The sequence below is a fragment of the Catenulispora sp. GAS73 genome, from assembly GCF_041262085.1.
GTDB lineage: Bacteria > Actinomycetota > Actinomycetes > Streptomycetales > Catenulisporaceae > Catenulispora.
Map to the genome: position 1 here is coordinate 396,272 of NZ_JBGCCM010000002.1, position 25,245 is coordinate 421,516.

The 25,245-nt window shown below is 71.4% G+C and carries 22 protein-coding genes and 1 pseudogene; 14 read left to right on the forward strand and 9 right to left on the reverse strand.

From position 1 onward, the window contains the following. The first annotated feature begins 1 nt into the window (after position 1). The 9 genes from pstA (at position 2) to pstB (ending at position 12,783) form a co-directional block, all read left to right on the forward strand. Entirely contained in the window at positions 2 to 1,429 is a 1,428-nt protein-coding gene (gene pstA / locus ABH935_RS04330) for a phosphate ABC transporter permease PstA (protein WP_370376427.1), read from the forward strand. Next, on the forward strand, positions 1,426 to 3,135 hold the full coding sequence (locus ABH935_RS04335; protein ID WP_370376428.1) for a phosphate ABC transporter substrate-binding protein PstS: 1,710 nt from the start codon (positions 1,426 to 1,428) through the stop codon (positions 3,133 to 3,135). The genes pstA and ABH935_RS04335 overlap by 4 nt, the downstream gene beginning before the upstream one ends. Further along, positions 3,132 to 5,981, forward strand: a complete 2,850-nt coding sequence (locus ABH935_RS04340) for a hypothetical protein (RefSeq protein WP_370376429.1) — start codon at positions 3,132 to 3,134, stop codon at positions 5,979 to 5,981. The genes ABH935_RS04335 and ABH935_RS04340 overlap by 4 nt, the downstream gene beginning before the upstream one ends. After that, complete coding sequence (locus ABH935_RS04345; protein ID WP_370376430.1) at positions 5,978 to 6,985, forward strand: hypothetical protein; 1,008 nt, start codon at positions 5,978 to 5,980, stop codon at positions 6,983 to 6,985. The genes ABH935_RS04340 and ABH935_RS04345 overlap by 4 nt, the downstream gene beginning before the upstream one ends. Positions 6,986 to 7,042: 57 nt before the next feature. Next, on the forward strand, positions 7,043 to 8,623 hold the full coding sequence (locus tag ABH935_RS04350; RefSeq protein ID WP_370376431.1) for an Ig-like domain repeat protein: 1,581 nt from the start codon (positions 7,043 to 7,045) through the stop codon (positions 8,621 to 8,623). Between the two features lie 132 nt (positions 8,624 to 8,755). Next, on the forward strand, positions 8,756 to 9,994 hold the full coding sequence (locus ABH935_RS04355; RefSeq protein ID WP_370376432.1) for a WxL protein peptidoglycan domain-containing protein: 1,239 nt from the start codon (positions 8,756 to 8,758) through the stop codon (positions 9,992 to 9,994). Continuing rightward, positions 9,991 to 10,542 (forward strand): hypothetical protein, encoded by a 552-nt coding sequence (locus tag ABH935_RS04360; RefSeq protein ID WP_370376433.1) that lies wholly within the window; start codon positions 9,991 to 9,993, stop codon positions 10,540 to 10,542. The genes ABH935_RS04355 and ABH935_RS04360 overlap by 4 nt, the downstream gene beginning before the upstream one ends. 112 nt (positions 10,543 to 10,654) lie before the next feature. Beyond that, the gene (locus ABH935_RS04365; protein ID WP_370376434.1) at positions 10,655 to 11,845 is read left to right on the forward strand and encodes a sortase; all 1,191 of its coding nucleotides are present in this window, start codon (positions 10,655 to 10,657) and stop codon (positions 11,843 to 11,845) included. Positions 11,846 to 11,895: 50 nt separating this feature from the next. Beyond that, positions 11,896 to 12,783, forward strand: coding sequence for a phosphate ABC transporter ATP-binding protein PstB (gene pstB, locus ABH935_RS04370; RefSeq protein WP_370376435.1), 888 nt, complete (start codon positions 11,896 to 11,898; stop codon positions 12,781 to 12,783). 132 nt (positions 12,784 to 12,915) lie between these two features. On the opposite strand, the gene ABH935_RS04375 is transcribed toward pstB, so the two are convergent. Further along, positions 12,916 to 13,560: a TetR/AcrR family transcriptional regulator gene (locus ABH935_RS04375; RefSeq protein WP_370376436.1), complete on the reverse strand. Its 645-nt coding sequence runs from the start codon at positions 13,558 to 13,560 to the stop codon at positions 12,916 to 12,918. A gap of 82 nt (positions 13,561 to 13,642) precedes the next feature. Between ABH935_RS04375 and ABH935_RS04380 the strand changes: the two are divergent. Both ABH935_RS04380 and ABH935_RS04385 read left to right on the forward strand, forming a co-directional pair. Continuing rightward, positions 13,643 to 13,939: pseudogene (locus ABH935_RS04380) on the forward strand (putative quinol monooxygenase); the annotation flags it as partial. Further along, the gene (locus tag ABH935_RS04385; protein WP_370376437.1) at positions 13,939 to 15,726 is read left to right on the forward strand and encodes a CDGSH iron-sulfur domain-containing protein; all 1,788 of its coding nucleotides are present in this window, start codon (positions 13,939 to 13,941) and stop codon (positions 15,724 to 15,726) included. The pseudogene ABH935_RS04380 and the gene ABH935_RS04385, both read left to right, overlap by 1 nt. 15 nt (positions 15,727 to 15,741) lie before the next feature. Here the strand turns inward: ABH935_RS04385 and ABH935_RS04390 are convergent, their stop codons facing one another. The 8 genes from ABH935_RS04390 to ABH935_RS04425 form a co-directional block, all read right to left on the reverse strand. After that, the gene (locus tag ABH935_RS04390; RefSeq protein WP_370376438.1) at positions 15,742 to 15,972 is read right to left on the reverse strand and encodes a ferredoxin; all 231 of its coding nucleotides are present in this window, start codon (positions 15,970 to 15,972) and stop codon (positions 15,742 to 15,744) included. Position 15,973: 1 nt separating this feature from the next. Beyond that, a complete protein-coding gene (locus ABH935_RS04395; protein WP_370376439.1) occupies positions 15,974 to 17,230 on the reverse strand; it encodes an NADH-ubiquinone oxidoreductase-F iron-sulfur binding region domain-containing protein in 1,257 nt (418 codons plus the stop codon). Continuing rightward, positions 17,227 to 18,321, reverse strand: coding sequence for a ferric reductase-like transmembrane domain-containing protein (locus ABH935_RS04400; protein ID WP_370376440.1), 1,095 nt, complete (start codon positions 18,319 to 18,321; stop codon positions 17,227 to 17,229). The genes ABH935_RS04395 and ABH935_RS04400 overlap by 4 nt, the downstream gene beginning before the upstream one ends. Beyond that, complete coding sequence (locus ABH935_RS04405) at positions 18,318 to 19,382, reverse strand: FAD:protein FMN transferase (protein WP_370376441.1); 1,065 nt, start codon at positions 19,380 to 19,382, stop codon at positions 18,318 to 18,320. Before ABH935_RS04405 ends, ABH935_RS04400 begins: the two co-directional genes overlap by 4 nt. A 4-nt stretch (positions 19,383 to 19,386) precedes the next feature. Further along, on the reverse strand, positions 19,387 to 19,683 hold the full coding sequence (locus tag ABH935_RS04410; protein ID WP_370376442.1) for a hypothetical protein: 297 nt from the start codon (positions 19,681 to 19,683) through the stop codon (positions 19,387 to 19,389). 196 nt (positions 19,684 to 19,879) lie between these two features. Continuing rightward, a complete protein-coding gene (locus ABH935_RS04415; RefSeq protein WP_370376443.1) occupies positions 19,880 to 20,527 on the reverse strand; it encodes a hypothetical protein in 648 nt (215 codons plus the stop codon). A 118-nt stretch (positions 20,528 to 20,645) separates the two neighbouring features. Next, entirely contained in the window at positions 20,646 to 22,172 is a 1,527-nt protein-coding gene (locus ABH935_RS04420) for an ATP-binding protein (protein WP_370376444.1), read from the reverse strand. Between the two features lie 4 nt (positions 22,173 to 22,176). After that, a complete protein-coding gene (locus tag ABH935_RS04425; RefSeq protein WP_370376445.1) occupies positions 22,177 to 22,959 on the reverse strand; it encodes a response regulator transcription factor in 783 nt (260 codons plus the stop codon). Between the two features lie 375 nt (positions 22,960 to 23,334). Between ABH935_RS04425 and ABH935_RS04430 the strand changes: the two genes are divergently transcribed. From ABH935_RS04430 to ABH935_RS04440, 3 genes are read left to right on the forward strand one after another with little or no spacing between them, the layout of a single operon-like run. Continuing rightward, a complete protein-coding gene (locus ABH935_RS04430) occupies positions 23,335 to 23,529 on the forward strand; it encodes a hypothetical protein (RefSeq protein ID WP_370376446.1) in 195 nt (64 codons plus the stop codon). Beyond that, complete coding sequence (locus ABH935_RS04435; protein ID WP_370376447.1) at positions 23,526 to 24,218, forward strand: cytochrome b N-terminal domain-containing protein; 693 nt, start codon at positions 23,526 to 23,528, stop codon at positions 24,216 to 24,218. Before ABH935_RS04430 ends, ABH935_RS04435 begins: the two co-directional genes overlap by 4 nt. Beyond that, a complete protein-coding gene (locus tag ABH935_RS04440) occupies positions 24,215 to 25,162 on the forward strand; it encodes a hypothetical protein (RefSeq protein ID WP_370376448.1) in 948 nt (315 codons plus the stop codon). Before ABH935_RS04435 ends, ABH935_RS04440 begins: the two co-directional genes overlap by 4 nt. The last annotated feature ends 83 nt before the right edge of the window (positions 25,163 to 25,245 follow it).

Here is a 25,245-nt window from a genome sequence, read left to right on the forward strand (position 1 = left end):
GATGACCGCCACCGTCGAGGACGTCGAGGGCTTCAAGGACTTCAAGAACTCCGAAGACTTCGAGGACGTCGAGGCCCAGGACGCCGACGAGACCACCATCCCGCCGGAGCCGCCGGAGCCGCCGGAATCACCGGAGGACGGCGCCCCGCCCGAGCGCCGCCGCCGCGTCCGCCGCCTGAAACCCGACGCGCTGTTCGCCCTCCTCGGCGCCGCCGCCGCGGCCGTGAGCCTGACCGTCCTGATCAGCGACTGGTTCGCGCCGTTCTCCGGGCCGCTCGGCTTCGTCGTCCTGTGCTATCCGCTCTTCCTGGCCTGCTACGCGATCCTGGTGTGGACCGACGAGAGCGGCCCGATCCTGCGGGACCGCCTGATGGCGGTGGTGACGCACTCCATCGCGATCCTCGTGTTCTGCGTCCTCGTGCTGATCGTCGGCTTCCCGATCTGGGGCGGCCTGAAGTCCCTGACCCACGTGAACTTCTACACGCAGGACCTGCGGGTGGCCGGCCCGGTCCAGCCGATCTCGATCGGCGGCGTACGGCACGCCGTGGTCGGCACGGTCGAGCAGATCACGATCACCCTGGCCATCACGGTCCCGCTGGGCATCGCCTGCGCGGTGTTCATGAACGAGTCCCCGGGCCGGCTGGCGAACCTGGTGCGGACGGTCGCGGCGGCGGCCACCGCACTGCCCTCGATCGTGGCCGGCCTGTTCGTCTTCGCGCTGCTCATCCTCGAATTCGGACTCCCCAAGTCCGGGCTGGCCGCGGCGTTCGCGCTGAGCATCATGACGCTGCCGATCATCATCCGCGCCTCCGACGTCGTGCTCCGCCTGGTGCCCGGCCATCTGAAGGAGGCCTCCTACGCCCTGGGGGCCAGCCGCTGGCGGACCGCGCTCCGGGTCACCATCCCGACGGCGCGGTCGGGACTGGCCACGGCGGTGATCCTGGGGGCGGCCCGCGGCATCGGCGAGACCTCGCCGGTGCTGCTGACCGCGGGCTACACGCAGTACACGAACTACGACCCGCGCCGGGGCCCGCAGACCTCCCTGCCGCTGGCGACGTTCAAACTCGTCACCTCCGGCCAGCCGAACTACATCACGCGCGGGTACGGCGCCGCAGCACTGCTGATGCTGCTCGTCCTGGTGCTGTTCGTGGCCGCGCGGGCGGTCGGCGGCAAGGGCGCGGGGCAGCTGAGCCGGCGCCAGCGCAGACGCCGGACCGCCGCGTCCAGGCGGGTCCAGGCGCGGTTCCTGGAGCGCCGGGGCGGCTTCGGGACGACCAGCTTGGAGGCGACGGGTCTCGCGGCGATCGGCTTCGCCCCGAACGACGCCGTGCCGGCCGAGCCCGGACCAACCGACTTCGTGCCGACCGACCCCGCAGCGACCGACCCCGCAGCGACCGACCGACCCGAACCCCCGGAGCGCCCTTCATGAACCGCCAGCACCCGCGGCGCCGTCGATCGCCGCGCGGCAGACTCCTGCTGCTCGGCGCCGCCCTCGGCCTGCTCGGGGCGCAGCTGGCGACCCCGCCGACGGCGGTGGCGACGCAGTACGCGCCGATCGCCGGCGCCGGCTCCACCTGGGCCGAGAACGCCGTGAACCAGTGGACCAGCGACGTCGCGCAGTACGGCATGCAGGTCAGCTACACCGGCTCCGGCTCGTCCGACGGCCGCAACCAGTTCAAGGCGGACCCGGCCACCGTCGACTTCGCCATCTCCGACATCCCCTACGGCTCGGTCGACAACGGCACCCTGGACGTCCTGCCGACCAAGCCGTTCGCCTACATGCCGGTGGTGGCCGGCGGCACGGCGTTCATGTACCACCTGGATATCGGCGGCCACCGGGTGACGGACCTGCGCCTGGACGACCAGACGATCGCGAAGATCTTCACCGGCGGCATCACCAGCTGGAACGACCCCGCGATCGCGAAGACCAACCCGGGGCTGACGCTGCCGGCCCGGCAGATCATCCCGGTGGTGCGCACCGACGGCTCCGGCACCACCGCGCAGCTGACGGGTTGGATGGCCGCCAAGTATCCGGGACTGTGGGACGCGTTCTGCTCCACGGCGGGCCGCGTGGTCGCCCCGCACTGCGGAGCGACCTCGTTCTTCCCGCCGGCGCCGGCCGGATCGGCCTTCATCTCGCAGTCGCTGGACTCCGGGGTCGCCGGCTACGTCGCGCAGCCCACCTCGGAGGGCGCGATCACGTACACCGAGTACTCCTACGCGATCCAGTCCGGGTTCCCGGTCGCGAAGATGCTCAACGCGGCCGGCTACTACACGCTGCCCAACGCGTCGAACGTCGCCGTCTCCCTGACCCAGGCGCAGATCGACGAGGACGCCTCGGATCCCACGAAGTACCTCACGGAGAACCTGTCGAACGTGTACGGGTACTCCGACCCGCGGACGTACCCGCTGTCCAGCTACAGCTACATGGTCATCCCGCTGTCCACCGCACCGCCGTTCAACACGGCCAAGGGCCAGACGCTGAGCGCCTTCGGCTACTACCTGCTGTGCCAGGGCCAGAGCACGATGGCCCCGCTCGGGTACTCGCCGCTGCCGATCAACCTGGTGCAGGCCGGCTTCAACCAGATCAAGAAGATCCCCGGGGCGGTCGTGCAGAACATCGTGATCTCCTCCTGCAACAACCCCACCTTCTCCACCAGCGGGGTCAACACCCTGGTGGCGACCGCGCCCAACCCGGCGCCCTGCGACAAGGCCGGCAACACCCAGTGCGCCGACGACGGGGTGACCGCCATCCCGGTCGGCGCGGCGGGCGGCTCGGGCGGCGGCTCCGGCGGCGGCTCCTCGGGAGGCTCGTCCGGCGGTTCGGGCGGCGACAACGGAAACGGCGGGAACGGCGCCGGCGGGGCGACCGGCCCGGCGACCGCGAGCGCCTCCGGCAAGGGCGGCCCGTCGGCGCATCCCAGCTCGACGAGAGACGTGGTCACGGTGCCGACCACGCCGAGCACCGCGGTCTCGCTCGACGGCGCCGACGCCGCCGCCGAGCCGGTGTCCGTCGGTTCGTCGTTCGGCGGCTCGCTCGGGGCCTACCTCGCGGCCGTGGCGGCGACCCTGCTGCTGGTCACGGTGTTCGGTCCGCCTCTGGTGACCCGGCTGCGGAAGGGGCGCCGATCATGAGGGCCCTGACACTGTCCCGCAAGATCTCCGGAGTCTTCGCCGTCTGCGTGGCGGTGTCCGGCCTGCTCGCGGGCCCGGCGCAGCACGCCGTCGCCGCGCCGCCGCACAGCGCGGCGCAGGCTCCGAGCTCGTCGGTGACCAAAACCGGCACCGGCGCCTTCAGCGGCACGGCGGTGACGGTCGACAAGACCCAGAGCCTGATCAACGAAGCCGTCGGCGTCAGCTGGTCCGGCGCGCCAACCACCCTGCCGCCGAACAACAACACCAACTTCGGCGCCGACTACCTGCAGATCATGCAGTGTTGGGGCGACGACCCCAACGGCCCGGACGCCTCGCAGTGTGAGTTCGGCGGCACGACGCTCGGCGGGCCGACCACCCGGCGGCTGAACAACCCCCAGCTCCCCGATCCACTGCTGCCTCCGGCGGTCGCCAAAGACCCGAACCAGGAGTACGAGGACTTCCTCCCGGCCCCGACGACCGCGCCGACGACCCCCTACCAGGCGCCCGCGCCGACCAAGGACCCGGCGCACATCGCCACGTCCTTCGACAGCTCGAACACGAACGAGATCCCCTACGCCCGGACCTACGCCAACGGCACCGGCCACGTCTACTTCCAGTTGGACACCGTGCGCGAGTCCCCGGCGCTGGGCTGCGGGCAGCCGGTCGCCGACCCGACGGCGCCGGGCGGCACCAGGATCGAGCCCTGCTGGCTGGTCGTGGTGCCCCGCAGCACCCTGGAGGCCGACGGCAAGACCACCGTCGACGGCACCAACATCGTGCTGCAGACCTCGCCGCTGTCCCCCACGAACTGGGCCAACCGGATCGTCTTCCAGCTGACCTTCCAGCCCGCCGCCTCCGCCTGCACCATCGGCGCGAACGAGGTGCAGATCGGCGGCGACGAGATGCTGGCCGAGGCGATCAAGAGCTGGGAGCCGGGGCTGTGCGCCAAGAACCCCAAAGCCCCGTTCAGCTTCTCGCAGATCGGCGGGGACGCCGCCCGCCAACAGCTCGCCGGGCCCATCCCGGGCTTCCAGTTCGTCTCCAAACCGGTCGTCCCGACGTCGGGCGTGCCGTTACCGAAGATGCTCTACGCCCCGGCCGCGATCTCCGGGCTGACCATCTCGTTCTACATCCAGAGCCAGGCCGTCGTCCCGCCGCCGGGACAGCCGCCGAATCCGCCGGCGGCCCAGAACGGGGTGCAGCTCACCCGGCTGAACCTGAACGCCAGGTTGGTGGCGAAGCTGGTCACGCAGTCCTACCGGTGGGGTGTCGACTCCTCCGTCGGCACCGCGCAGGGCGCGGCGTCGGACCTGGCGAAGCAGAATCCGCGTGATCTGACCGTGGATCCGGAGTTCCTGGCACTGAACCCCCAGTTCAAGGGCCTGAGTTTCTCCGGCGGGATCCCGTCGGTGGTGGTGCCGTTCGGCAACGCCGACGCCTACACCGAGCTGTGGACCTGGCTCAAGAACGACCCCGCGGCCTCGGAATTCCTCAACGGCGTCGCGGACAACGCCGGGAAGTACGGTCAGCCCGGCTACACGGGCATGACCCTCAATCCGAACTACCTCAGGACGCAGTTCCCGATCGAGGACTTCCCGACCACCGACCCCTACTGCCGGCCCACGGTGTATCAGGACCCTTCGCACGCCGGCACGCACAACCAGCAGGCCGCACTGTGCGGCCTGGCGCTGCACCCGTACCCGGTCACCATGCACGACGGGGTCCTCAACGCCACCAAGGGCAGCCTGGGCCTGCGCGTCACGTGGAGCCCGAACAGCGCGGACATCGGCTCCTGGGGCCCGACCCCGCCGCAGCCGGACGGCCAGGTCGCCATCCTGGTGCTGGCCGACGCGCCGACCGCGGCCCGCTACGGCCTGCCGACCGCAGAGCTCTGCGACGACAGGGCTGGCGTACCGGATCCGCTCCTAGCGCCCGGGCAGCAGCACCCGCAGGCGGACCTCGACGCGCACTGCGTCGCGCCGACCACGGACGCGCTGTTGAAGGGGGCCGCGGCCGCGCCGCCGAGCCCGGCCGCGCCGACGATGCTGGTCGCGAATCCCAACGCGATCGACCTCGGCGCGTATCCGTTGACCACGCTCACCTACGCGGCCACCGCGCCCAGCAAGCTGACGAAGGCCGACGGCGGGCACTACGCCGACCTGCTGGACTACATCGCCGGGGCCGGGCAGGTCCAGGGGCTGGACCCGGGCGACCTGCCGCCCGGCTACGCGCCCCTGCCGGCCGCGCTGGCGGCGCAGACGGCCGCCGCCGCGAAGTATCTGCGGACCGCCGCCGGCGTGCCGGACGCGGCCCCGATCGGGCTTCCGCCGTCCGCCCCGCCGTCCAGCCACCACGCGCCGGCTTCCGCCCCGCATCCGCCCTCGACGCCGCCGCCCCGCAACGTGCCGGTGCAGCACCCGCCGCTTCCGAAACCGACGGGTCCTGGTCCTCCGGTCGTCGTGCAGGGCACCATGCCGGCCGCCGACGTGACGGTGTCGGCCGGGCCCACGCCCGCCCTGGCGATCGGCACGATCCGCTTCCTGGTGCTGGTCTGCCTGCTGGCGGCGGGGGTGAGCGTCCTGGCCGGCCCCGGACTGCTGCGCGTCGCGCGGCGGACCGAAGCGGCGGCGGGTGCGGCGGACAGCGCGGCGGACGATGCGGACGATGCGGTGGACGGCGCGGTGGACGGCGACGACCCGGATGATCCCGACGATCCTGAAGCCCCGGTCGACCCGGATGACCCGGCCGACCCGGATGGCTCAGACGACTCGGATGACCCGGCACCTGAGAGTCCTGAGACGAACCCGTCCCAGGAACCGTCCCCCTCGAAGGGAACAGGACAGTGAACCAGAAGGCGAAGAAGCTCGCCGGCCTCAGCGTCGTCAGCGCCGTGGCGTTGTTCGTGCTGGGCGCGGCGAACTCGGCCCAGGCCGACCCGAGCGGCACGCCGCAGTACCGGCCGCTGGCCGGCGTCGGCTCGGACACCACCACCCCGGTGATGAACGGCCTGTCGAACGACATCACGATCGGCGGCAGCAAGGTCATCGGCTCCTACGACGCCACCGGCTCGGCGACGATCGCGACCCAGGCCGCCGCGGCCTGCCAGTCGATCGCCCGTCCGAACGGCTCCGGCGCCGGCCGCACCGCGCTGCTGCAGTCGCTGGCCGCGAACAACGGCTGCCTGCAGTTCTCCCGCTCCTCCAGCCTGAACCTGGCCGCCACCGGCGGCGCGCAGCTGACCTACGTGCCGTTCGCGCTGGACGGCGTGACCTACGCCATCACCGGCAACGACGTCACGATCCCGCGCAACCTGGACCTGGCCACGCTGCAGTCCATCTACACCTGCAACCCGGCGGTCGTGGGCAGCGCCCCGAACTTCGCCATCACCGCGATGCTGCCGCAGGCCGGATCGGGCACCCGCTCGTTCTGGGAGGGCAAGATGGGCATCACGGACGCCGACGTGGTCGCCGGCAAGTACCCCTGCATCACCGACAAGTCCAACGGGCAGCCGATCGAGGAGCAGGACGGCCGCGTGCTGACCGACACCTCGCTCATCCCGTTCTCCATCGCGTCCTACGACGCCGAGGAGTCGCAGGCCATCCAGGACGTGCGCGGCCAGGCTGTCCTGGGTGCCATCGCCGGGGTCGCCGCGCAGCAGATCAACTCGGCCTTCCCGGTCACGCGCGAGGTCTACAACGTCATCCCGACGACCGACACCGCCACCGCGCCGTGGAGCACCACCTTCGTCGGCGGCTCCTCGCTGGTCTGCGCCGACACCGCGACGATCACGAAGTTCGGCTTCACCGTCGCCCCCGACTGCGGTAGCACCACCAACGTTACCGCCCCGTAGTGACGGCCGTCCGGCCGCTCACCTCCCGCTCCACGTGAACAGATGAGGAGAAGCACCTTGTTCAGCAACAGGTTCGTCCGCTTTGCGGCGGCCGCGGTTGCGACCGCCACAGCGGTCGGTGCGATGACGGTGCTGGGCGCCGCCACCGCGTCGGCCGCCACCGGCACGCTGACGTTCTCGCCCAGCTCGGGCGCCGACTCCCAGGTGTTCAACATCAACACCTCGGACGTCTGCCCCGCGGCGGACCCGGACATCGTCGGCATCATCAGCGGCGGCAACTTCCCCGCCGGGGCCGTGGCCGTCAAGAAGGAGCCGGTCTCCGTGCTCCCGGTCGGCCCGAACAACGCCGGCTACGCGATCGCCATCTCCAACGACCTGCGGACGCTGGCGACCTCGTACTCGGTCACCAAGCTGGACCCGAACGCGTCGGGCACGACGCCGTACACGATCGACATCCAGTGCGTCCCGGCGCTGGGCACCACGGTCGGCGGGGACTTCTCCGGCCAGATCACGTTCTCCAGTGAGACCGCGTGGAGCTCGGCGTCGAGCAAGTCGACGACGACCACGCTGGGCCTGGCCCCGGCCAGCCCGGTGAGCTTCGGCTCGCAGGTCACGCTGACCGCGACCGTCAACCCGGCGGCGGCGGGCACCGTCACCTTCCTGGACGGCACGACCGCGCTCAACGCGACCCCGGTCGCGGTGGCCAACGGCGTCGCCACCTACCAGACCAGCTCGCTGGCGGTCGGGACGCACTCCATCACCGCCGCGTTCACCTCCACCGACGCGAACTTCTCCAGCTCGACCTCGGCGGCGTCCTCGTACGTCGTCAACCAGGTCGGTCCGGTCGCCACCACCACGTCGCTGATCGCCACCCCGGGCTCGGGCCAGGTGCAGGGCGGCAACGTCAACCTGACCGCGAGCGTCCAGCCGGCGACCGCCGCCGGTTCGATCGCGTTCATGGACGGCACCACCACGCTGGGCACGGTCGCGCTGACGAACGGCTCGGCCGCGTTCAACACCACCTCCCTCGCCCTGGGCACGCACAGCCTCACGGCCTCGTTCGTGCCCACCAACACGACCGCGTTCGGCGCCTCCGCCTCGCAGGCGGTGCCGTTCACGATCACCAAGTACGTCCCGCCGACCACGACCGAGACCATCACCACGACGGTCGACGCCGGGTCGCTCAACATCAGCGTGCCGACCGGCCAGGTCTCCCTGCCGGACCCGGCGCTGAACAGCAACGGCACCCTGTTCACCACCTCCGGCTCGCTGGAGACGGTGACCGTCACCGACAACCGCGCGGGCAACCCGGGCTGGACCGCCTCCGGCCTGGCCACGGCGTTCTCCCAGACCGGCGGCGCCGGCCAGATCAGCGCGGAGAACCTCGGGTGGACGCCCGGCCAGCCCACCGGCTCGGCCGGCCAGACCCTGACCATCGGCCCGGCCGTCGCCCCGGCGAACGGTGTCCCGGCCTCCGACAACGGCACCGCCGGCCTGTCGCAGTCCCGGACCCTGGTCTCCGCCGCCTCCGGCGCGGGACTGGGCACGGCCAAGATCGGCGCGTCGCTGGCGCTGAACGTCCCGACCACCACCACGGCCGGCACGTATCAGAGCACGCTGACGCTGACGGTCATCTGAACCATCGGATGGAGCGCTGTCACGTTCACCGATGAGTGAGGAGCGGCAGCCGGGCACCGATACCGCCCGGCTGCCGCTCCCCCGCAGCGACAAGTACAGCCCCCGCACCCCCGTCGAGAGTAGGACCAGGCGATGCCCCGTCTCCGTTCCCTGATCAAGGCCCTGGCCGCGACGGCCGTGGCCGGTGTGCTCCTGACGAGCCCGGTCCTGACGACTCCGGCGTCGGCCGGGACCGCGCCCAGGACCGACCCGACCCCCGCCCCGGCGCCCGGCGGCGCCGCCGCGACGTTCGGCATCCAGCCGGCCACCGCCACCGCGCGCGACAAGACCCGCGACTCGTTCACCTACCAGGCGACCCCGGGCGCGAAGAAGACCGACTACGTCGCGGTCTCCAACTACAGCACCAGCCCGCTCAAGCTCCGGATCTACGCCACCGACGCCTACAACACCGCGGACGGCGGCTTCACGGTCCTGCCCCTGGAGACCAAGGCCCGGGACGTCGGCCTGTGGGTGTCGTTCGCCGCCACGACCGTCACGCTGCCCGCGAAGTCCTCGCAGATCCTGCCCTTCACCCTGCAGGTCCCGGCGAACGCCCGGCCCGGCGACCACGTCGGGGGCATCATGCTCTCCCTGACCACCCAGGCGGCCGACGGCAAGGGCGGCCAGATCGCGGTCGAGTCCCGGGTCGGTACCCGGCTGCAGGTGCGGGTCCCCGGCGCGCTGAAGCCGCAGCTGATGGTGACCCACGTGAGGGCGATCTACCACGGCTCGGCGAACCCGTTCGGCGGCGGCACGGTGACCGTGTCCTACACCGTGCAGAACACGGGCAACGTCCGGATGTCCGCGACGCAGAGCATCCACGTCAGCAGCCTGATCGGCGGTTCGCGGCCGAGCCTGCCGATCGCCGACGTCAAGGAACTGCTGCCCGGAGACCAGGAGCAGGTGACCGCGACGGTGAAGGGGGTGCTGCCCTCGTTCGCCTCCACGGTACGCATCTCGGTGGTGCCGCAGCCGGTCCCCGGCGACGTCGACCCGGTGATGGCGGCCATGGATGAGAACTTCTCCCTGACGACGATCCCGTGGACGATGATGCTGCTCGTCCTGATGCTGGGCGCGCTCGGCGGGGTGTGGGTGTGGCAGCGGCAGGCGCGGAAGCGGCGGGGCGCGACGCCGAAGCCCGGGACGCCCGCGGCGAAGAAGGCGGCTGGCAAGACGGCTGCGGCAAAGACGACTGCCGCCAAGAAGACGGCTTCCGCCAAGACGGCCGCGCCCAAGAAGACCACGGTGTCCGCGGCCGCGCCTTCGGCCGGGTCTTCAACCGGGTCTTCGACCGGTTCTTCTACGGGGTCCGGAAAGGCGGAGAACCCGTGACGGAGACAGCTGATTCGTCCTTCCCGGCCGTGGCGCGGGTCCCGGTCTTCGTGGTGATCGCGGTGACGGCTTACGTTCTGGGCGCGGCCTCGCCGGCCGAGGCCGCCGGCAACTCCGCCGGCACCACCGCCGGCCCGGGTACGGTGCTCGGCGGCGGGGACATCACCGTGTCCACGGCGATGGCGCCCGGCTCGCTCGTCATCAGCGTGCCGCTCAAGGAGGCGCCGCTGGCGGGCCGGCTCCAACCGATCGTCGTGACGGACAACCGCACCGGGGATCCGGGGTGGACGGTGACCGCGATCCTCACCGACCAGCCCACCGGCGGGCTCGGCTGGAAGCCCAACCTGCTGGACGCCGCCCCCGGGGAGGCGATCGTGCTCGGCCCGGGGATCACCGTGCGGCCGGACCTGGGCCTGGACCAGCCGCGGATCCTGGCGTCAGCCGCCCCGGGGGCGAGCCTGGGGACGGCGCGTCTGGACGCCGCGCTGTCACTGGACACCCCGAGCGCCGCCGGTCCCGCCGCCACCTTCACGCTCACCGCGATCTGATGAGTGCTCCGAGCTTCCCGACCGGGTGGCAGCCGGGCGTCGATACCGCTTGGCTGCCACCCCTTTCGCCGGTACTGAATTCGCCGGTACTGAAGAAGAGGCCTGGCCGACCGTGACCAGACAGAACGCGGATGACTTCGATGCCGATGCCGACGCCGAGACCGATGCCGACGTCGATGTCGAGACCGACGTCGAGACCGATGCGGATGCGGATGCCGAGGCCGGTGCCGACGTCGAGGCCGATGTCGAAGACGTAGATGAAGACGCAGGCGAAGACGAGTCGGATGCCGAGGAACCCGGCCCCAGCCTTGGCTCCGCCCTCAAGCAGCGTCTCATAGCCGCTCCCGTGGTACTGGTGCCCGCGCTCGGGCTCGTCCTGCTGCTGGCCAGGCTGCTCCGTCCCCTGGTTCCCGGCTGGCTGGTCCGGCGAATCCGTCCCCTGATTCCCGACTGGCTGGCCAAGCCGTGGCTGCTGCGGGCGGCCGGCGTCGCGATCTGCACCTTCGGGGTCGTCATGTCCACGTTCGTGGCCGAGGTGGCGGTGTTCGGCCGCTTCGAGCACCGGCACGACCAGCAGGTCGAATACGCGGCCCTCCGCGCCGAACTCGCCGCGGGCACCGCCCCGATCGGCGCGCGGGACTACCGCGGCGTGCTGCTGAGTCCGGGCGCCCCGGTCGCGCTGCTGTCGATCCCGAGCATCGGCGTCGACGAGGTCGTCGCCGAGGGCACCTCCGGGGCGATCCTGGAATCGGGGCCCGGCCTGCTGCGCGGCAGCGTGCTGCCGGGCCAGGTGGGCACGAGCTTCGTCCTGGCGCGCGCCTTCGGCTACGGCGGCCCGTTCCACTACCTCGACCAGCTGCAGCCCGGCGACCGCATCGAGGTGACGACCGGCCAGGGCGTCGCGGTGTACCAGGTCTCCGACACCCGGCGCAGAGGCGACCCCGAACCCGCGCGCCTGCACGGCCAGCTGGGCCGCCTGACCCTGATCACCGCCACCGGCCCCGCGTACACCCCGGACGACGCGCTCTACGTCGACGCCGACCTGGTCTCGCCGGTTCAGCCCACCCCGCTGGGCGTGGTGCCGGTCTTCGCCCGCGACGAGGGGCCGATGGCCCGGGACCCGTACGCCCGGCTCGACGTGGCCGCCTGGATGGCCGTGCTGGTGGCCACGACGGTCCTGGCGTTCTGGGCCGGGCCGCGCTGGGGCCGGTCCAAGACGTGGCTGGTCGCCGTGCCGGTGCTGCTGGTCCTGGGGCTGACGCTCGCGGACCGGATCGCCCTGCTGCTGCCCAACCTGACCTGATCCGTCCCGGACGCATCCGATGCGACCGAAGCATTATTGGAGCGAGCCCGATGACCGAGATGGCTGAAAGCCCCATCGACACTGCCGAGGACGGCCCGATCGGCGCTTGGCCCGGACCCGCCGGCCGCACCGAGCCGGATGCCCCGACGCGGGCCGGGACCGGCCCCGGCACCCTGGAGGCCCGCGCGATCTCAGCCTGGTTCGGCGACCGCAAAGTCCTCGACCGGGTCTCCCTGACCATGCCCGGCGGCCGGGTCACGGCTCTGATCGGGCCTTCGGGCTGCGGTAAGTCGACCTTCCTGCGCATCCTGAACCGCATGCACGAACTGGTGGCGTCGGCCACCCTGGCCGGCGAGGTCCTGCTGGACGGCAGCGACATCTACGACCCGGCGGTCCGTCTCACCGAGGCCAGAGCACGCATCGGCATGGTGTTCCAGAAGCCGAACCCCTTCCCGGGCATGTCGATCTACGACAACGTCACGGCCGGGCTGAAACTCACCGGCACCCGCCGCTCCAGGTCCGAACAGGACGACATCGTCGAGTCCTGCCTCACCCGCGCCGGCCTGTGGAACGAGGTGTCGGACCGCCTCAAGCAACCCGGCGGCGCGCTGTCCGGTGGCCAGCAGCAGCGCCTGTGCATCGCCCGCTCCCTCGCGGTCCGCCCGGAAGTGCTGCTGATGGACGAGCCGTGCTCGGCCCTCGACCCGACCTCCACCAACCGCATCGAGGAGACGATCCGCGAACTGGCGTCGGAGGTGACGATCGTGATCGTGACGCACAACATGCAGCAGGCGTCCCGCGTCTCCGACCGCTGCGCCTTCTTCCTCGCCTCCGCGGGAACGCCGGGACGCATCGTGGAGCACGGACCCACGGAGGCGATGTTCTCCCGGCCCCGGGACCAGCGGACGGCGGACTACGTCAACGGGCGCTTCGGCTGACGGACGGCATGGCCGTCACGGCCGCCACAGCTGGGACGGCGGCCACGGCCGGCGCTGCCGACGCGGCAGCCGGACACCGATACTGTCCGGCTGCCGCCGGGTCATTGTCTCTCGCTTGCCGGTCCGGTGCTCTCAGGCCCCCGCACCGGCGGGATCGCGACCACCGAGCGCGCGCCACACAAGCATGGCGGTCCGCGTAGGCCACTCCGGCGGCACGGGCTCGCCGGCCAGCGCGCGGCCGTACCAGGCGCCGGTGCACATCGTGACGGCGACGGTGAGGTCGGCGTCCTGGTCGATCAGGTCGAGGCTTTGCGCGGCTTCGAGGATGGCCTTGATGCGGCGACGGCGCGGGTGGATCACCTGTGTGCGGTACCGATCGCGGGCCTGGGGGTCGGTGTTCTCCTGGAGCATGGTGCCGACCAGGGAGAGCCGACCGGGGCGCGTGACCTTGCGTTGGAAGTCGGTGAGCTCGGCGATCAGAGCGGCCAGCGGGTCCGCGACGGCCGGGGCGTCGCCCCGCTGGGGCGCCGGGGGTGTGTCGTCGACGGTGGCGACAGCGGCATCGGCAAGGGCGGCCTTGGTCGGCCAGCGCCGGTAAAGCGCCTGGCGGGTGGTGCCAGCCTCGGAGGCGACCGCGGCGATGGACATGCCCTCGTAGCCCAGCACCGCGAGCTGACGCTTGGCGGCGGCCAGGATCCGGGTGTCGATCCCGCCGTCACGCGCCCTGCCCTGGCCCGCGGATCGGGCTCCGACCTGTGGCGTCGTCTTCCGGTGCACCTCTGGATTGTATCTATCCAATACACACCTGTACCGTATTGATGAGTCGCGTGTCCCCGGACGAAGGCTTGAGGGATCCACCATGATCGTTGAATACATCCGCTACCAGGTCGCGGAGGACCGCGCCGCGGACTTCGAGGCCGCGTACGCCCGGGCCGCCGGATCGCTGGCGGCGGCGCCGCAGTGCCTGGACTACGAACTCACCCGCTGCGTCGAGGCGCCGGAGCAGTACATCCTGCGCATCACCTGGACCTCCGCGGACGACCACACCGTCGGGTTCCGTTCCGGCCCGCACTTCGGGGCGTTCTTCGCCGAGGTGAAGCCGTATTTCACCGACATCCAGGAGATGCGGCACTACGAGCGCACCTCGGTGGTGGGATGACTACGAACAACGAGACGGGCTCGGTGTCGGCGACCAGATTGCTGGCAGAGGTCCTGAGACTTGAGCGCCACATCGCAGATGCCGAGCCCGGGAGCGATGTCGCGGCGCGGCTGACGGATTCCGTTGCCAGACCACTGTCGATGCTCGCCGCGAATGACGGGAACGACCTGGTGGAAGAAGGGATTCGCCTCGGCGAGGACGCTTCGATCGACTCCGAACTCTGGCGAATCGCGCAGGTCGCCACCCGCCTGCGTGCCGACGTCGGCGCCAGCGCCCCCGCGCTCCTCATCGAAGCCGCCGCCACGCTCCAGGACCTCGCCTGCCGATCGGCGCCGGACCCGGAAACCGCCGAGGCCCGAACCGCCCGGCTGACCGAGCTCCAGAGCAGCCTCCCCACCAGCATCCAAGCCGCGCCCGACGGCCCCTACCTCGTCACCAACGCCACCGACCTCACCACCTGGCTCGGCGAACCGCTCCCGGTCCGCCCGCAGCTGGCGCTGTGCCGGTGCGGCGCCTCGGCGACCAAACCCTTCTGCGACGGCACCCACGCGAAGAACGGCTTCACCGGCGCCAAAAGCCCCTCCCGCGTCCCCGACCGCCGCGACACCCACCCCGGCCAGCAGGTCACCGTCTTCGACAACCGCGGGATCTGCGCGCACTCCGGCATGTGCACCGACCGCCTCCCCACCGTCTTCCGCCAGGGCGAGGAGCCGTTCGTCGCACCGAGCGGCGGCCGCATGGACGAGATCGTCCGGGCCGTCCGCGCCTGCCCGTCGGGCGCCCTGAGCTTCGCGGTCGACGGCCGCGAGGCCCGGGAGCAGGTCGACCGGGACCGGCCGCCGGCCATCGAGGTCTCCAAGGACGGCCCGTACCGCGTCACCGGCTCGATCCCGCTGACCGGTCCCGACGGCGAGCCGGAACCCCGGAACGAAGGCGCCTCGACCGAGCACTACAGCCTGTGCCGCTGCGGCCAGTCCCAGAACAAGCCCTTCTGCAGCGGCATGCACTGGAACGTCGACTTCCAGGACCCGCCCATGCCCGCCGAACCGACGCTCTTCCAGTGGGCCGGCGGTCTGCCGGCGCTGACCAGGATGACGCGGCTCTTCTACGAGAAGCACGTCCCCTCGGACCCCCTGCTCGCGCCGATCTTCGCGGACATGTCGCCGGACCACCCCGAGCGCGTCGCGGCCTGGCTCGGCGAAACCTTCGGCGGCCCCAAGCAGTACACCGACACCTACGGCGGCTATGACCACATGGTCGGCCAGCACGCCGGCCGCGCACTCACCGAACCGCAGCGCGCCCGCTGGGCCCAGCTCATCATCCAGTCCGCGGGCGAGGCCGGCCTGCCCAGCGACCCCGAGTTCCGCGCCGCCTTCGTCGCCTACATCGAGTGGGGCTCGCGCATCGCGGTGGAGAACTCCCAGCCGGGCGCGCACCCGCCGCCGCACATGCCCGTCCCCCGCTGGTGGTGGGTGTGCAACGCGACGCCCGACTCCCGAGTCTCCGCACTCGCCGTCCAGACCGACCCGGAAGGACCTGTCATGACGCTGCCCGCCGCCGACGAGCCACTCAGCTTCGAAGCGCATATCAAGACCCTGTTCCGCCCGATGGACCGCCAGTCGATGACCTTCGTCTTCGACCTGTGGTCGCACGAGGACGTCAGCCGGCACGCCGCCGCGATCCTCGGCCGCCTGCGGCAGGGGTCGATGCCGTGCGACGGCGCCTGGCCGTCGGAGAAGACGGACGTCTTCGCGCGCTGGATCGAGGCTGGAAAACCCGCGTAGCACGGGGAATCAGCTCTACGTCGGGTCTCGCAAGCTCGTCACGATCCGCAGCGCCAGCACCGGACACACCTTCACCGCGTGCTCGGCGTGGCGGAGCAGGTGGTCCGGAATGGGATGGGGATTGAGGACGGGGTAGTTCCACGGATCGGCCGTGATCATCTCGGGGAAGGCCTCGATGCACAGAGCGTGGCCCTCGCACGTGATCGGGTCCACGCGCAGGGTGCGGTCGTGGTGACGTCTGGGCATGTCACACCTTCACCGGGATCGGGAGGATCGGCGTACGGCGCAGGCCTTGGCACGGTCCGCGCTGAGCATGAGAGCGCACGTCGTCCGCGAACGTCGTCAGGGCACTGTTGATCAGCCTGACCGCGCCGTCGGGATGACGGCAGGCGCCGCGGCCGGTGACGTAGGGCGACAGGGAAGTGATGGTCCCTGAGGCCTTGCCACCGCCGCGAAGCGCAAGGGTGGCCAGGGCGTCGGCAAGTGCGGGAAGGCCGTTGAGGCACGGCCCGCACTGGCTGGCGCTTTGGTCCGCCAAGTACCTGGCCACCCTCGCGGTCTCAGCCAGGCCGCACGATGTCGCTGGCAGCGCGAGGAAGATCCCGGCACCCATCGCGGCACCGACGCCTCGCAGCCCGAGCGGCGTGATCGGCGCCGTGGCGAAGCGATCGGCACGCAGCCAAGCGCCGAAGTAGCCGCCGGCGAGGACCGCGCCCACCGGTTCGGCGGGACCGCCGGCGACTGCCAGCAAGTCCGCGCCAGAGAGACCGAGTTCGACCTCGTACACGCCCGGCACCGCGACGGCTCCGCCGACGGTGACCAGCGCCGTGCCCGGGGCGTCCGGCGTACCGGCCGCTCGAAACCAGTCAGCGCCGTGCCTGGTCGCCAAAGCGATGTGAGCCAGCGTCTCGACGTTGTCGACCAGCGTCGGCCGCCCTCGCACCCCGCGTTCGAAAGGACGCGGTGGGGTGGAGAGCGGCACCGCCGGACCGCCGTTGAGCAGGTGGACGAGCGAACTCTCTTCGCTGGCCACGTAACGGTTCGGGACCTCGACGACCGTGATGTCCACGTCCGGCAGCCCTGCCGTTCTGCGTTCAGACTGCGCGCGTCGCAAGGTGCTGAGAAGGTCGTCCTGGCCTTCGTGGACACACAGATACGCCTGCGCAGCACCGACGGCCCGCGCGCCGAGCACGATGCCGTCGAGGATCAAGTGCGGCGCGTTCATCAGGAGACTGCGATCCTTGCCGCTCGCCGGTTCGCCCTCGCAGCCGTTCGCGATCACCACCGCCCCGGACCGGCGCGCGTTGCCAGCCACGGTCTGCAGCTTCCGGCCGGTCGGGAACGCCGCGCCGCCGCGTCCCGTCAGGCCCGAGCGCTCGACGACGTCGATGATGTGCGCGGCGTCGACCGTGGGGAGCGGGCCGTGGCACCGGACGTGCGCCGCCAGGTCGGCGTAGCCGGCGCCGGTCGCCGTGAGGCGCGTGACGCGCTGCGCGGTGCTCACGCCGAGCTCGCCGTCAGCGAGCCGCTCAGCGCGGAGCCGGACAGGGAGACGTCGAAGCTGAGCGTGACGTTGGGACCGGAACCGGAACCGGAACTGTCCGTCACGGTCGCCACAATGGTGCTCCCGTTCAGCGACGCCACATGCCCCGTGTACTGGCGCGTGTTCGACGCCGGGCCGAAGGAGACCTGGCTGCTGGTCATCCGCACTCCTCCCCCGGAGGCCGCCGGACCGCTGATGACGACCTGGAACGCGACCGAATCAGAGCCCTGGCCGCTGAGGGTGACGGTGGTCGTACCGGAATCCGACGAGGCGGTAGCGGAGGTTCCGGTGATGGTGGTCGTGAAGGGCAACGCAGGGAGCTGAGAGGATGTCTGCGCCGACACGTTGTCGGCGGGCGCCTGCGCCCGGGCCAGAAGTGCAGCCGGGGTACCGGACCGTGCGGCCCACCCGGGATGCAACGGACCCAAGATCGTCCAGACCGCGACGCCGATCACCAGCGCCGCTCCGGTCGCACCGGCGGCCAGCCGCGCGCCCGCGTGCGTGGGCCAGCCGGAGGCCAACCGCCAGACACCCGCGGCGAGCACGGCCACCACGCAGGCGATCGTCACGCCGAGGGTGAAGGGCTGCTTCGTGTCCGATCCCGTCCCCAGGCTGTGGATGACGGCCGACGGCCAGCACGCATAGGTGGTCCAGTGCACCAACCGCCATAACCGGGCACTGATTCGCGTGCGCAGCAAGCTGGTGACGGTCACGGCGATGAGCAGGTCGAACGCGACGGTCCCGAAGCCGAGCCACAGCGGCCGGTACGACGAGGCGAACGGCACGACGACCGACAGCCAGCCGACCGGCGCGTAGCTGTCGACGACCGCGGTAAGGATGTGCAGCCCGAGGAAGGCCAGCACCAGCAGCGAAAGATTCCGGTGCACCCCGAGCGTCACCAGCCTCGGCCACCGCTCCGAGGCCGCGCGGACCCGCACGACGATGCCGAGGACCACGCTGCTGGTGAGCAGAATCAGGGCTATGACACCGGTGGCGCGGGTCGCGTACCAGAGCCAGCTGTTCGAGGAGACGACGTTGGAGGCGAGGATCATCGCCGGCTGCCGGGGTGGGGGCGTGGAGCCGTGCGACGGCCGGTCGCGACACCGAACCTTGGCAGGGCACTGACTGCTGGTGCGGCGGTCTCGGGGTCCTCGTCCTCGGGCCAGCCGGCGACCGTCAGCGCCGTGCCGTCCGCGTGTACCAGCCGTGCCGGGAGGCCCAGCCCGGCGAGCCAGCGCGCGGCGGTGTGACCGCGGACGATCGCCGCGGTGGCGGCGACGTTGGCGTCCAGGCAGGTGGCGGCCGCGACCGAGGCGGTGCGCCAGGATCCGTCGGTGGGGCGGCCGGTGCGGGGGTCGACGATGTGGTGGACCGTGATGCGCTGCGGGACGGTCTCGTCCGACCAGACCTGCCAGGCCCGGACCGTGGTGCTCGACGTGGCGAGCCCGCCCTCGGTGACGACGACGGTCTGGCCGGGGACGTCGTCGCCGCTGCGGTGGTCGTCGGTGACGCGCACGCGCCAGCCGCCCTCGGGCGCGGGGCCGCACACGGCGATGTCCCCGCTCAGGCTGACGAGGACGCCACAGTCGGCGGCGGTGGCGGCGCGTCCCGCGGCTCGGTCCGCCGCGAGCGCCTTGGCGGTGGCGCCGAAATCCAGTGCGGTGCCGGCCGGGATCCGGACTTCTGACCGTGATTGGTCCCACTCGACGGAGGTCCAGCCGGCGCCGGGGCGGGTCACGGCCGAGCGCAGGGGGCCGGTCGCGAGGTCGGCGAAGTCGATGTCGTAGCCGAGCGCGCGGACGGACGCGCCGCAAGTCGGGTCGACGTCGCCGTCGGTGATGTGGGCGGCCCAGAGCGCGGCGCTCAGCGCTTCGGCGAACAGGGGGCCGACCTCGACGTACTCCCCCGCGTGGGCGTTCACTCGGGAGAGGTCGGAGTCGTCGCGGAAGCGGCTGCAGGCCTGGTCGATGGCCGCGACTTCGGCGCGGACGGCCTCGGCTGCGGGTTCGATGGCGTCGGGATCCGCGGTGAGGACGACCGCTAGGCCGCCGAGTGCGGTGAAGCCGGCTCGGCCGACTGTTGTGGCCGCCGCTGCTGCTGTGCGGGTGCGCATGGTGTCAGGACCCGCCGGAGGTGACGTGGCTGCCACTGCCGGAGCCTTGTTGGGGAGCGGTTCCGGGGCCTTGGATGTTGGTGGAGCCGGAGTTGGAGCCTGAGGTACCGGAGGATCCCGAGTTGCCGGAGCCGCCGTTGGAGCTGAAGTGCGGCAGATGCGTCGGCAGGAGATGTGCGAACCCGGCGCCGAGCACCACCGCCCCGACGGCCGCGAAGCTCCCGATCCGCCAGGTCAGGTGACTGACCCGTCCGACCGCCCGGTCGCGGGCGGCGACGGCTTTGCGCGTTCTGGCATCCATCAGCTCGGCTCCCATCGGACCCTGTCCGCCGCCGGGCTGTCCTGCCGCGCGGCTGGATCGTGCCATTCCACCTGCGACCAGACTCACCCGCGGACATGAGAAACAGGTTCGGAAGTCCTTCAGAGAAGGTAAAGATCTTCACCGTGGCGAAAGCCGCAGCTCAGGAAGGGCATCGGGGACCGGACCGGGGTCCGTCTCACCGCCATGCGGATGACAGGTGCGCGGCGAGCATCGCGAACACCAGGCCGCCGGCCAGGCCCGCGAGCGTCACCGACCAGCGCAGGGCGCTTCCGCCGACGGCGGTCGCGGCGCCGTGCATCCGACGTGCGCCGGGGAGGTCGGAGGCGACCAGGCTCGGGAGGCGCCAGAGGTAGGCGAGGACGTGGATCGTCATGGCTCCGGCCCAGACGATGAAGAAGCCCTTGTGCAGGAAGAGCATCGGCAGGCCGAGGACTGTCTCGGACTTGGCGAAGCCGAGCAGGATGCCGGTCAGCAGGACGGCGCAGGAGGTCAGGACGACGAACGGGCCCAAGACGCGCAGCACGATCATCGGGGGTCCCTTGCGGACGTACGCCGGTTCGCGGGTGTAGTAGCGCGCGAAGCGGTAGAGCGTCGCACAGATCTTCACGCACACCGGGCCGACCAGCAGGAAGCCGAAGAAGTAGTGCCAGTAGAGCAGGCCGCCGAGTTGGAGGATGGTGACGCCCTCGACGGCGAACAGGACGAGCAGGAGCGCTCCGGTGATCGCGGTGAGGCGTTCGTTGCCTTCGGCGCCTGTATCTGCTTGAGCTTCAGCTTCAGCCCGGGCACGACGTCGGTGCTGAGTCGGCGCAGACGCGGTCACGCGGGGTCCTCCGGTGCGGCGGTCACAGGGGTGGTCGCGACCCAGCATGGCGCGTCGGTCCTTCAGAAAAGGCAAAGAAAAACGCGGTACATATATAAGGTGTCGGCGCCGAGGGCGATCAGTCGCCCGAAGCCCCTGCTGAGGACGCCGCGGGCAGCTCCACAACCACGGTGAGCCCGCCGCCGACGGTATCCGCCAACCGAACCTCGCCGCCGTTCGCCGAGACCAGGCGATCCACGATCGCCAGCCCCAGGCCACTGCCCGAACCACTGCTGGCCCCGAAGCGCCGAAACGCAGTCCGCTTAGCCGCATCGCTCATCCCGGGCCCGTCATCGACAACGCGCAGCACGACACGGTCCTGCTCGCGGCCCGCGACACTCTCGACCCGCACCTCGCCGCCGGACGGAATAGCGGCCAGCGCATTGGCGATCAGGTTGTCAAGAATCTGCTCCAGATCGCCCGGCGCAAGCGAGGCAGAAGCCGGACGCCCGACAGCACTCAGCCCCTGGCCATGCTCACGCGCCAACGGCTCCCACGCCGCAACCCGCTCCGCGACAACCTCGGCGACACCCACCGCCTCCCGCCGCGCAACGACAGACTCAGCACGAGCAATGGCGAGGAGCCCATCGACCAGGCGGGACAGGCGCTCGATCTCCTCCTGGACGCCAGCCAGCTCGGCGGCGAAGTCGGCACCCGGCCAGGCTGACGCGTGCGCCGACGCATCGGCGGCCAGACCAAGGCCCTCGGCAGCGGCGAGGTGCGTCGGCCCGTCGGCGCGGTGCGTCGGCCCATCGGCGAGCTCTCCTCGCGAGCCGGCTGGCAGCGCCTCGGGAGCAGCGCGGTCTGCCTGCGCCTCCGCAGCCTCGCCGGCCAGCACGTCCAGCCGGAGCCGCAGGGCGGTCAGCGGTGTGCGCAGCTGGTGCGAGACGTCTGCGACCCAGCCTCGGTGGGCGTGGATCAGGGTCTCGGTGCGCTCGGCCATGCGGTTGAAGGTGCTGGCCAGGCGGCGGACTTCCGGGGGGCCGGTTTCGGTCGGGGCGCGGACGTCGAGGGCGCCTTCGCCGAGGCGGGCGGCGGCCGTGTCGAGGGCCAGGAGGGGGCGGGCGACCCAGCGGGCCAGGGCGAAGGCCAGGGCGATGCCGAGGGCGAGGGCCGCCGCCGCGGTCAGGGCCAGCCAGCCCCACATCACGGCGACGTGATGGTCGAGCGACTCCGCTGAGCGGGCCAGGACCACCGCACCGGAGTCGTCCTCGTCGCCTACCGGGATCGCGGCTCGGAGCCAGTCGTCGGCGCGGGCGGTGGTCTCGGTCTTCGTCGTCATCGCGCGGGTGGCCAGGGTGATCGCGGCGGCGTCCTTCGCGGTGCCGCACGCTGTCGCGGTCACGAGTTCGCCGGTGCCGGCGAAGACCGCCACGCAGTCGCCGTGCCGCCCGGCCTCGGCGACGGCCTCGTTCATCGCGTCCGGCGGGTGGTGGTCGACCAGCGTCTCCTCGGCGGCGGCGGAGACCTGGCGGGCCGCCGAGATCGTCGTGAAGCGGAACGACGCGTCCTCGCGGGACTGCATCGCCGCGCCCAGCGGCAGGACGGCGGCCACCAGCAGCACCGCGACCAGCGCGACGAAGGCGAGGGCGATGCGGCGGCGCACCGAGTCAGTCCTCTGACGGCGTCGGCGGCGCGGGCGGAACCGGCGGAACCGGCAGCGCCACCGGCGTCTCCGGCGCCACCGACCCCGACCCCGTCCCGGACTCCGTCGCCGCAACACGCCCGAGCCGGAACCCCCGCCCATAGACCGTCTCGACCAGCCCCTCGACCCCGAGCTTCCGCCGCAGCGCGGCGACATGCACGTCGAGCACCTTCGTCGGCCCGTACCAGTTCGCGTCCCAGGCCCGCTCCAGCAGCTCCTGCCGCGACACCACCCGTCCCGGGTCGGCGGCCAGGCACTCGATGATGTCGAACTCCTTCGGCGTGAGCATCACCTCGACCCCGGATACCGCGACGCGCCGCGTGCGCGGATCCACCGACAGCGGCCCGTACACGTACGTCACCGGGCCGGCCGGCCGCACCCGCCGCAGCACCGCACGCACCCGCGCCAGCAGCTCGGCCAGCCCGAACGGCTTCACCAGGTAGTCGTCCGCGCCCTCGTCCAGCGTCGCGACCCGGTCGCTCTCCTCGCCGCGCGCGGTGACCACGATGATCGCGACGTCGCCGCGCCGCCGCAGCCGCCGGCACACCTCGACCCCGTCCACGTCCGGCAGCCCCAGGTCGAGCAGCACGACGTCGGCCGGCGGCGCGACGAGCGCGTCCGCGCCGCTGCTCGCGGTGTCGACGACGTACCCGGCCCGCGCCAGGCCGCGGACCAGCGACTGGGCGATCCCGGCGTCGTCCTCGACCACCAGGATGCGGGCTCCGGCTTCGCTTGCGATCGTCTCCACGGCTCCAACCCTAAACGTCCGACCGGCTCACCCCGCTGACCACGAGGTCAGCGGCCGAATGCGGCAAATCCGCCAGACCACGGCACTACGGCCGCGGGTCGTAGATGTCGGTCATGCTCTACCGGTCCGTAACAGCCGAACCATGGTGTGAGGTGCGGGACGTGAGAAGACGGTAACAACGCACTTACTCGTAATTGGTGTCGCGTCCACCTTCGGGTAGTGCTTGTTTACCGCCAGATCATTGACATGAGCGTTCTTACTTTACAAGACTCACGCCGCGACGGCCGTCTTCACACCTCCCCGGACCACCCACCCCGGGGACCCGCCCCTGCCCCAGCCGCCCCACCGGACGGCTCGCACCCGATGAGGACACCAGTGACCGCCACACCTGCCACCCCCCATCTCGTCTTCGCCCCACCCGTGAACCTCAGCGGCCACGGGCACTACCTGCACTGGGGATTCGTCCAGATCTCCGCCGCCAACATCGTGATGATCGCGCTCATCGGCGCGGTGTTCCTCGCCGCGCTGTTCCTGCCGTTCCCGAAGCCGAAGGGACGGGACGGGAAATGACCGACCTGATCGAGACGACGACCCTGCCGGAGCCGACTCCGGATCCGGAGCCCGCCGGCGGATGGACCGGCGCGCTGCGGCGCCGCATCTTCGAGACCATGCCCCCGGAGCAGCTGCTCCCCGACACCCAACCCGCGTATGTCGCGTCGTGGATCTACGTCTTCGGGGTGCTGACCCTGACCGCGTTCCTGACCGTCGTCGGCACCGGCACCGTGCTCGCGCTCAAGGGCGCGGCCTGGTGGCACGTGTCGGGGACCGGGCACTACGTCAACAGCCTGCACCTGTGGTCGGTGGAGCTGTTCATGACGTTCATGTCGGTGCACCTGATCGCCAAGTTCTTCATGGCGGCCTGGCGCGGGAAGCGCGCGCTGACGTGGATCACCGGCGTGATCGCGCTGGGCGCCTCGGCGTTCACCGCGCTGACCGGGTACCTGGTGCAGCAGAACTTCGACTCGCAGTGGATCGCGACGCAGGCCAAGGACGGCCTGAACTCGATCGGCGTCGGCGCGTACTTCAACCCGATGGACTTCGGGCAGATGCTGATCTGGCACGTGGCGCTGCTGCCGTTGGTCGTGTCGGTGATCGTGGTGCTGCACATCCTGCTGGTGCGCCGACGGGGCGTGGTGCCGCCGTTGCCGGTGCGGGCGCGGGATGAGGCCGATACTCCGGCTCCGGAGGTGCGGGCATGAGCCGCCGCGCGCACGCCGAACCGGACCCGTACTCGTTCGGCTCGCGGCCCTACGACCTGGTGAAGGAGTTCGTGATCGCGCTGGTCGCGGTCGTGGTGCTGACCGTCGTGCTGGCCGCGGCGTTCTCCTCGCCGGACGTGAAGGCGATGACCATCGCCGCCTGGGCGACCAACGACCCGGGCGACTTCACGACCACCGCGCTGGCCGAACTCGACAGCAGCAGCACGACCGCCGGCTACGGCCCGCCGTACAACTCCGCCGCCCAGGGGCAGAAGCTCGGGCCGCTGGCGATCGCCAAGACGGCCGGGGTCACGCATCCGATCGACACCGTGGACGCGTTCGTCCTGAAGCCGCTGGCGTCGGTGCCGCAGAACCCTGAGGTGGTCGCCGCGATCGGCGCGTGGAACTCGGCGAACGACGACCAGCACGCGGCCTGGACCAGCGCCTACTCCACCGCGCTGGGCAAGGCCGGCGGCGATCCGACCAAGGTCACCCCGGGTACCTACGGCCCGGTGCCGCTGATGCTGGCGCAGTTGCTGAACCAGGCGCAGGCCGGCTCGCTGGAGGGCCAGCTGATGTCTGAGAACGGCTTCTACCACTCGGACTACACACTCCCGCTGATGTTCCTCGCCGACGGCAGCGACCTCGCCGCCGAGGCGCAGACGCAGCACCTGACCGGAACGCAGTGGGGGATGATGAACGAGGTCGGCAACTTCCCGGGGCAGCCTTGGCTGGCGCCGTACACGTTCTGGTACCAGATCTCGCCGTACAAGACCTCCGGCAACGGCGACGCGCTGGTGTGGGGGACGATGGGGCTGGTCGGGGCGGTGCTGGTGTTCGTACCGTTCATTCCGGGGCTTCGGTCGGTACCACGGTTGGTTCCGGTGTACCGGCTGATCTGGCGTGAGCACTATCGGAAGCAGAAGCGGGCCGCAGAGGGCTGATTCAGCGTCGGCGTTCGGTCGCCGAGCCGGCCGTGGCGGGCGCTTCGGGCGTCCGCCACGGCCGCTGTGGGCGCTATAGGCGC

Coding starts and splice junctions, on each gene's coding strand:
- ABH935_RS04440 (WP_370376448.1), top strand. CDS start 24,215: ATGAGCCGCCGCGCGCACGCCGAACCGGACCCGTACTCGTTCGGCTCG.
- ABH935_RS04340 (WP_370376429.1), top strand. CDS start 3,132: ATGAGGGCCCTGACACTGTCCCGCAAGATCTCCGGAGTCTTCGCCGTC.
- ABH935_RS04355 (WP_370376432.1), top strand. CDS start 8,756: ATGCCCCGTCTCCGTTCCCTGATCAAGGCCCTGGCCGCGACGGCCGTG.
- ABH935_RS04390 (WP_370376438.1), bottom strand. CDS start 15,972: ATGCCCAGACGTCACCACGACCGCACCCTGCGCGTGGACCCGATCACG.
- ABH935_RS04400 (WP_370376440.1), bottom strand. CDS start 18,321: ATGATCCTCGCCTCCAACGTCGTCTCCTCGAACAGCTGGCTCTGGTAC.
- ABH935_RS04385 (WP_370376437.1), top strand. CDS start 13,939: ATGACTACGAACAACGAGACGGGCTCGGTGTCGGCGACCAGATTGCTG.
- ABH935_RS04410 (WP_370376442.1), bottom strand. CDS start 19,683: ATGGATGCCAGAACGCGCAAAGCCGTCGCCGCCCGCGACCGGGCGGTC.
- pstA (WP_370376427.1), top strand. CDS start 2: ATGACCGCCACCGTCGAGGACGTCGAGGGCTTCAAGGACTTCAAGAAC.
- ABH935_RS04435 (WP_370376447.1), top strand. CDS start 23,526: ATGACCGACCTGATCGAGACGACGACCCTGCCGGAGCCGACTCCGGAT.
- ABH935_RS04405 (WP_370376441.1), bottom strand. CDS start 19,382: ATGCGCACCCGCACAGCAGCAGCGGCGGCCACAACAGTCGGCCGAGCC.
- pstB (WP_370376435.1), top strand. CDS start 11,896: ATGACCGAGATGGCTGAAAGCCCCATCGACACTGCCGAGGACGGCCCG.
- ABH935_RS04335 (WP_370376428.1), top strand. CDS start 1,426: ATGAACCGCCAGCACCCGCGGCGCCGTCGATCGCCGCGCGGCAGACTC.